The following is a 5,101-nucleotide window of genomic DNA, read 5'->3' as shown; positions in this document are numbered from 1 at the left end:
GGCCCATCCTGTCCTTGATTGTGAAAAGAACGTGGCAGGCGGCGCAGCCGTTCTCCCTTATCCGGGAAGAATCCTTGCCGACGGCGTCGACTTCGTCCGAAATTATCCGCTCCGCGGTCTCGGTGTCCAACAATCAGGAAAAGCGCGGGTGCGCTAAAAACGTTCTACTCTCCGGCCTTTTCTACGTCTACCTGAACCTGCTCTTCGATGCCGACTGCAGAGGTGCTGTTCATCATGCCGGCCGTGTTCTGAAACTCGGGCTTTTGCAGCATCGGGACGTCGAGCGAGGCGGCGACGCCAAGGAGCAGGCCCATCGCCGCAAAGGCGGCCACAAAGACGACGATGCTTGATTTCATCACGCACTGTTGCAGGCAGACCCTTTAAAAGTCTACTACATGCTGTTGAACTTTGCCTTGCCCACGAGCAGGCCGCTGATGCTGTCGCGCACAAACGCCGTGTTCCTCTTTGGCACGAGGCTGTCCGGCCTCACCAGGTGGGGCTGGCCGTAAATGTCGGCAAGGACGTATTCGTAGCGCCACATCAGGTAGCGGTCTTTTTCGTCCATCAGGCTCATCGCCGGCACCGAAGGCTCGGTTTGCCGGCCTTCAAGGATGCTGTCGCGCCACACGGGATAACTGGACCACAGGTCGTCGGCGGGCACCGGCTGGTTCCGCGTTGAAAGGATGGACGGCCGAAACGCAATGGCCATGGCAAGGCCCACCATGAAAAGCCCAAGGATAAAGTACATCCTGGTCGCCACAAACGCCGCCACTGCGGCAGAAGGGGGCTGTACGGGCGCCTGGTTGTTGAAGAAAAAGTCGGGAAACTCGGGGTCGGCCGGCGCAAAGTAGGGGAGGATAAGTGAATTGTGCACGAGCACCAGGCCCAGCGCGCATATCACGGCAGGGACGACGCCCTTCCACGCCACGCCTAGCATGATTATCGACGCCAGCACGATTGCAGCGATGCTGACTGCGTTGCCCACCTGCTGCGAATAAGTTGGCACGGCCGCCGCATAGACGTGCATCATGAACAAGAGCGCGACGCTCACCGCGTTCATGATGAGCATGGTCTGGCGGTGCCGCTCAAACCAGCCCCTTGCTCCACGCAGAGCCGCCATGGACATTATGCCAAAAACTTTGCATTAAGCCTTCTGGAAAAGCGCAACAGTTTTGTTGGCGCTCTGCGCTACTCTTCCCAGTGGCGCCTTTCAACTTTTTCAAGAAAAAGGATGCAAAGAGGGACGCCAGGGAGCAGGCGTCAGAGGTGCAGGCCCCCTCAGCAAGCACCCTAGCAGTCAAGCAGGTGCAGGAGCTCTTGTCAAAAATCGAGGCAGGCACGGCGCAGGAATTGGCTGCCCGGCTGGCGCCAACCAAGGACTCTGTCGCAGGGTCGCTCGGGTCGCTGGCAAAGATAGCAGACGCGATGGAAAAAGAAAAGATAAAGCTGGAAGAGATGGAAAAGAGGTTCGGCTCCACCGCGGAAAATTCAAAGCGCACGGTGATATCGGCGCTCAGGCGCGAGTCGTCTGCGGAACTGCCGGCCATCCAGACTGCGGCGGACGCGAAAAAATTCAAGGACAGGCTGGAGGCGACGATGAACCGCTTTGGAGAGGTGAGCGGCTCGCACAGCAAGATGATAAACTATTTCATGCAAAAGCGCGCCGACATGATGAGGGCCGAGTTTGCGACGCTCAACGACCTGCTAAAGGAGACAAGGTCCGCCGTTGCAGGGTTTGACCAGGACCGCGCTCCCGTGGTAAAGTGCGGCAACACGATAAATACGATATTGCAAAAGGCCGCATCGATACGCACTTCGGAGGCGTCTGTCAGGGCGGGCGAGGAGAGAATAGCCGCGCTTGAGACGGAAATCTCAAATAGCAAGGCAGAGCTGGAGGCGTTGACCAATTCCCAGGAATTTGCGCAGGCCCGGTCCGCGGCCGAAAGGCTTGCGGATGTGCAAAGGCGCCAGGAGCAGTTCCAGTCGCACGCAAGTGAAATGTTTTCCCACGTGACACGCGCCCTGACGAAATACTCGTACGGCGTCTCAAAAGAGACAGAGAGGCGGCTGCATACGATGGGAAGCGAACCGTGGAAGATCTATGACGACCCGGCGCCCTATGCCGAGCTCTTGAACGAAGTTCGCAAGGCAGTCGCTGCCGGCAAGTTGCAATTAAAAGACGCCGACAAGATCCTGCACAACCTGGACGCTATCCAGTCGTCCACTGCAGAGATGCAAAAGACGGCAGCGGCGCTTGCGGAAGAGATGAAGGCGCTTGGCGACAGGGGCCTCGTGCAAAAGGCAGGCGAGATCGAGTCTCGGATAGCGCAGCAGCAGGAAGAACTTGTACGCGACAGCCAGTCGCTTGAGCAGCAGAGGCGCCAGATCGCCGAAAAGAATGCAGAGGTGGACGCGCACCTGAAGAAAGTCTCTGACAGCCTAGAGTCGCTGACTGGCAGGCGCTACGCGGTCACGCGCTAGGCAGACTCGTCAAGGACCTGCTGGAACGCGGAATACGGGTATGCGCCCCTTATCAGCCGCGGCTCGCCGTCTTGCGGGATTATGATAAAGCTGGGCGTCGCGTCGAGGCCGATGTCTCTCGCAAGGCGGTTGTTTTCGCGCACGACGTCGGCGTACTTGTTAGAGTCAAGGCACGACTTGAACTGGCCGGCGTCTGGAACGCCTGCGTTCTTGGCGTAGGCTTGCATGTTTTCATTTGTTATCCAGCCGGCCTTTTCGCCGCCCCAGTTTGCATACATGCCGTCGTGGAACTCCCAGAACTTGCCCTGGTCTGCAGCGCAGTAGGACGCCCGGGCGCCGAGAGTCGAGCCGCCGCCAAGGTGGTCGTTTATCGGAAAGTCCTTGAAGAGAAACTGCACCTTGCCGGTCTGCACATAGCCGGCAAGCAGCTGCTCCTTGGTATCCTCGTGGAACCGGTGGCAGTATGTGCAGAGGTAATCGCCAAACTCGACTATCGTGATATTTGCGTTGGGGCTCCCAAGCGCGTTTGCAGCCGGGATCGTAGGCTTTGTGAGCCGGGTAAGTATATCTTCTTGAGTAGTCTCGTCCTGCGGCGCGGGCTGCGCGCTTGAAAACGCAAAGGCGACCACGCCTCCGCCGACCAGTATGACTGCTGCAATTATGGCGATTATTGCTTTGTTCATTTTTCTATCTCCAAAATATCGAAAAGATGCCGAGGCCGACGATGCAGAGGCCGCCAAACGAGACATACTGCACGCCGATGGCAAGGCCGAGTACCCCAAGGCCTATCCCGCATGCGATGATTATTGCTTCGCCCCTTCTCCTCTCGCTTTTCAAAAAGCGCCTCTGGCCCATAAGCGAAACGAGCTCTTGTTGGCTTTATAAAATTACCTGCGGTTTCTTTCTTTCGAGTAGTGCTCCTGCAAATGCCCTTGTCATGATGAGCGCAAGCAGGCCGTAGAGCATGTGAAACGCAAGCGCAGTGTAGATGATGCGGTCAGTCATCGCAAGCAGGTCTGCAAAGGCCACCTGAAAAAGGTCGCCGGCAGGAGCCTGCTGGCGGATGTCGGGGCGGCCCTCAAGCGACTGGAGGAGCGGCAGCATCGTCCCAAACGTCACCGGGATAAACAGCGCCGCCCAGACAAGGGCTCCGGCGCCAAGGCCGTACGCTGGCGCAAGCCGGCCAAGCGTGCCATATGCTTTTCTCGAGAGAGCAAACGGCGCCGACATGACCAGCCCGAGGACGGCTCCTGCAAGCAGGTGCAGCAAAAGCCCCTGCGCGATTGCATATGTTCCATAGTCGGTTGCCGGCAAGACTGCAGAGACGAGGACCATGTAGAAGGTGCCCACCGGCAGCATGGCAGTCCTTTCTGCAAGAAGCATCAGCGCGCTGATGGCAAGCGAGGCGACCAGCCCCGCCGCGACTCCCGAGCCGAGCACTGCCAATCCGGAATGAGCCGGCACCGGGCGCGCTTCAGACATTGTCATTGCGCCACGCCTCCTTTGGGATGGGCCAGCTTGAATGCCTGGATCCGCATCAGCGCGCTTGCCATGTAGCCAAAGATGGCGCCCCAGACCAGATGAAATACAATCGCGCTCAGCGCAATGCCCCAGACAAACTGCCCTGCGTCAAGTGGCAGTAGCTGCAAGTACTCGCCAAGCTGGCCAGAGCGCGAAAGCGAGGGCTGTACCATCAATGCAGTGACAGGAAGGAACAGCACGAGCCATACTGCCATTCCTGCGCCCATCCCCATCAGGAGCGAGCGATATGGGTCGAGGAGGCTTTTGATAGCAAGGCGTGCAGCTGCAAAGCCCAAGAGGGCGCCAAGCACGGTTCCAGTCAGCAGGTGGAGGCCAAAGCCAGCGTAAATTGCAAAATCCCCGTACCCAAGGCTAAGGCCCATTATGGCGTAAAAGGAGCCTATAGGCAGCCCGAGCTCCAGCTCGGATGCAGCTATTGCTGTTGATATTGACCAGGTGGCTATCAGGCCGGCTATTGCGCCATACTTTGCCCCGCTTTCCATGGCTTTCACAGAGCTCGATTGGGACAGCATGCCGATAATACGTAAATGCAATATTTACGCCTTTAATTGAATGTTAGCGGAAATAATTCATGTTACTATGAGTTTGATAAGACTAATATATCATAACTCATAATATAATGAAAATTCTATAATCTATGCTTCAAGTAATTAGACTGGCTTTGGGATCACGATTGCGTCCTCGGTCTCGAACTCTTTGATTATAGAAGCGCGGATGCCCGTCAATATGACGTTTGCCTGCTCCAGGCTCATGTTCCTGTCAAGCTCGACGTGCACCTGCGCGAAAAAGTCGATGCCGGCAGGCCGGAGGAGTATCTTTTCAACCCTGACCTTAAAGTTGGACTCGACGTACCTTACCATCCTGTCCTGAAGTTCCGGGTTCTTGACCGCGTCGATAAGGACCAGCGCAGACTCTTTGAGCGCGGTCGAAGCCATGTAGAAAATGTATCCTGCAATCATGATGCTGCCTATCCCGTCCATGTATGGGACGCCAAAGAACGCCGCTATCACGCTTGCAAGGCCCACGAACGACGCGGTGCCGTCCTTGATAGAGTTCTTGGCGTCGAGGTTCAGCGAGA

General features: G+C 57.1%; 8 protein-coding genes. 1 reads left to right on the top strand and 7 read right to left on the bottom strand.

Going from position 1 to position 5,101, the window contains the following annotated elements; translation table 11 throughout:
- Nucleotides 1–164 precede the first annotated feature (164 nt).
- Entirely contained in the window at nucleotides 165–356 is a 192-nt protein-coding gene (locus tag ACREAY_RS09590; protein ID WP_431755549.1) for a hypothetical protein, read from the bottom strand.
- Between the two features lie 35 nt (nucleotides 357–391).
- On the bottom strand, nucleotides 392–1,120 hold the full coding sequence (locus ACREAY_RS09585; protein ID WP_431755548.1) for a hypothetical protein: 729 nt from the start codon (nucleotides 1,118–1,120) through the stop codon (nucleotides 392–394).
- An 80-nt stretch (nucleotides 1,121–1,200) separates the two neighbouring features.
- On the opposite strand from ACREAY_RS09585, the gene ACREAY_RS09580 reads away from it, so the two are divergent.
- Complete coding sequence (locus ACREAY_RS09580; protein ID WP_431755547.1) at nucleotides 1,201–2,481, top strand: hypothetical protein; 1,281 nt, start codon at nucleotides 1,201–1,203, stop codon at nucleotides 2,479–2,481.
- Here the strand turns inward: ACREAY_RS09580 and ACREAY_RS09575 are convergent.
- The 5 genes from ACREAY_RS09575 to ACREAY_RS09555 form a co-directional block, all read right to left on the bottom strand.
- Entirely contained in the window at nucleotides 2,478–3,164 is a 687-nt protein-coding gene (locus ACREAY_RS09575; RefSeq protein ID WP_431755546.1) for a DsbA family protein, read from the bottom strand. The two genes, ACREAY_RS09580 and ACREAY_RS09575, sit on opposite strands and share 4 nt — an antisense overlap.
- Nucleotides 3,165–3,168: 4 nt before the next feature.
- Nucleotides 3,169–3,336 (bottom strand): hypothetical protein, encoded by a 168-nt coding sequence (locus tag ACREAY_RS09570; protein WP_431755545.1) that lies wholly within the window; start codon nucleotides 3,334–3,336, stop codon nucleotides 3,169–3,171.
- Nucleotides 3,337–3,360: 24 nt separating this feature from the next.
- Nucleotides 3,361–3,963, bottom strand: coding sequence for a hypothetical protein (locus ACREAY_RS09565; RefSeq protein ID WP_431755544.1), 603 nt, complete (start codon nucleotides 3,961–3,963; stop codon nucleotides 3,361–3,363).
- A gap of 2 nt (nucleotides 3,964–3,965) precedes the next feature.
- Nucleotides 3,966–4,535 carry a hypothetical protein gene (locus ACREAY_RS09560; protein ID WP_431755543.1) on the bottom strand — a complete coding sequence of 190 codons (570 nt, stop codon included), beginning with the start codon at nucleotides 4,533–4,535 and terminating at the stop codon, nucleotides 3,966–3,968.
- 138 nt (nucleotides 4,536–4,673) lie between these two features.
- On the bottom strand, nucleotides 4,674–5,101 hold a 428-nt coding region (locus ACREAY_RS09555), incomplete at its 5' end, for a cation diffusion facilitator family transporter (RefSeq protein ID WP_431755542.1).

It is taken from the genome of Nitrososphaera sp. (assembly GCF_050748925.1).
Lineage (GTDB): Archaea > Thermoproteota > Nitrososphaeria > Nitrososphaerales > Nitrososphaeraceae > Nitrososphaera.
This window is presented reverse-complemented; position numbering and strand designations above follow the sequence as displayed.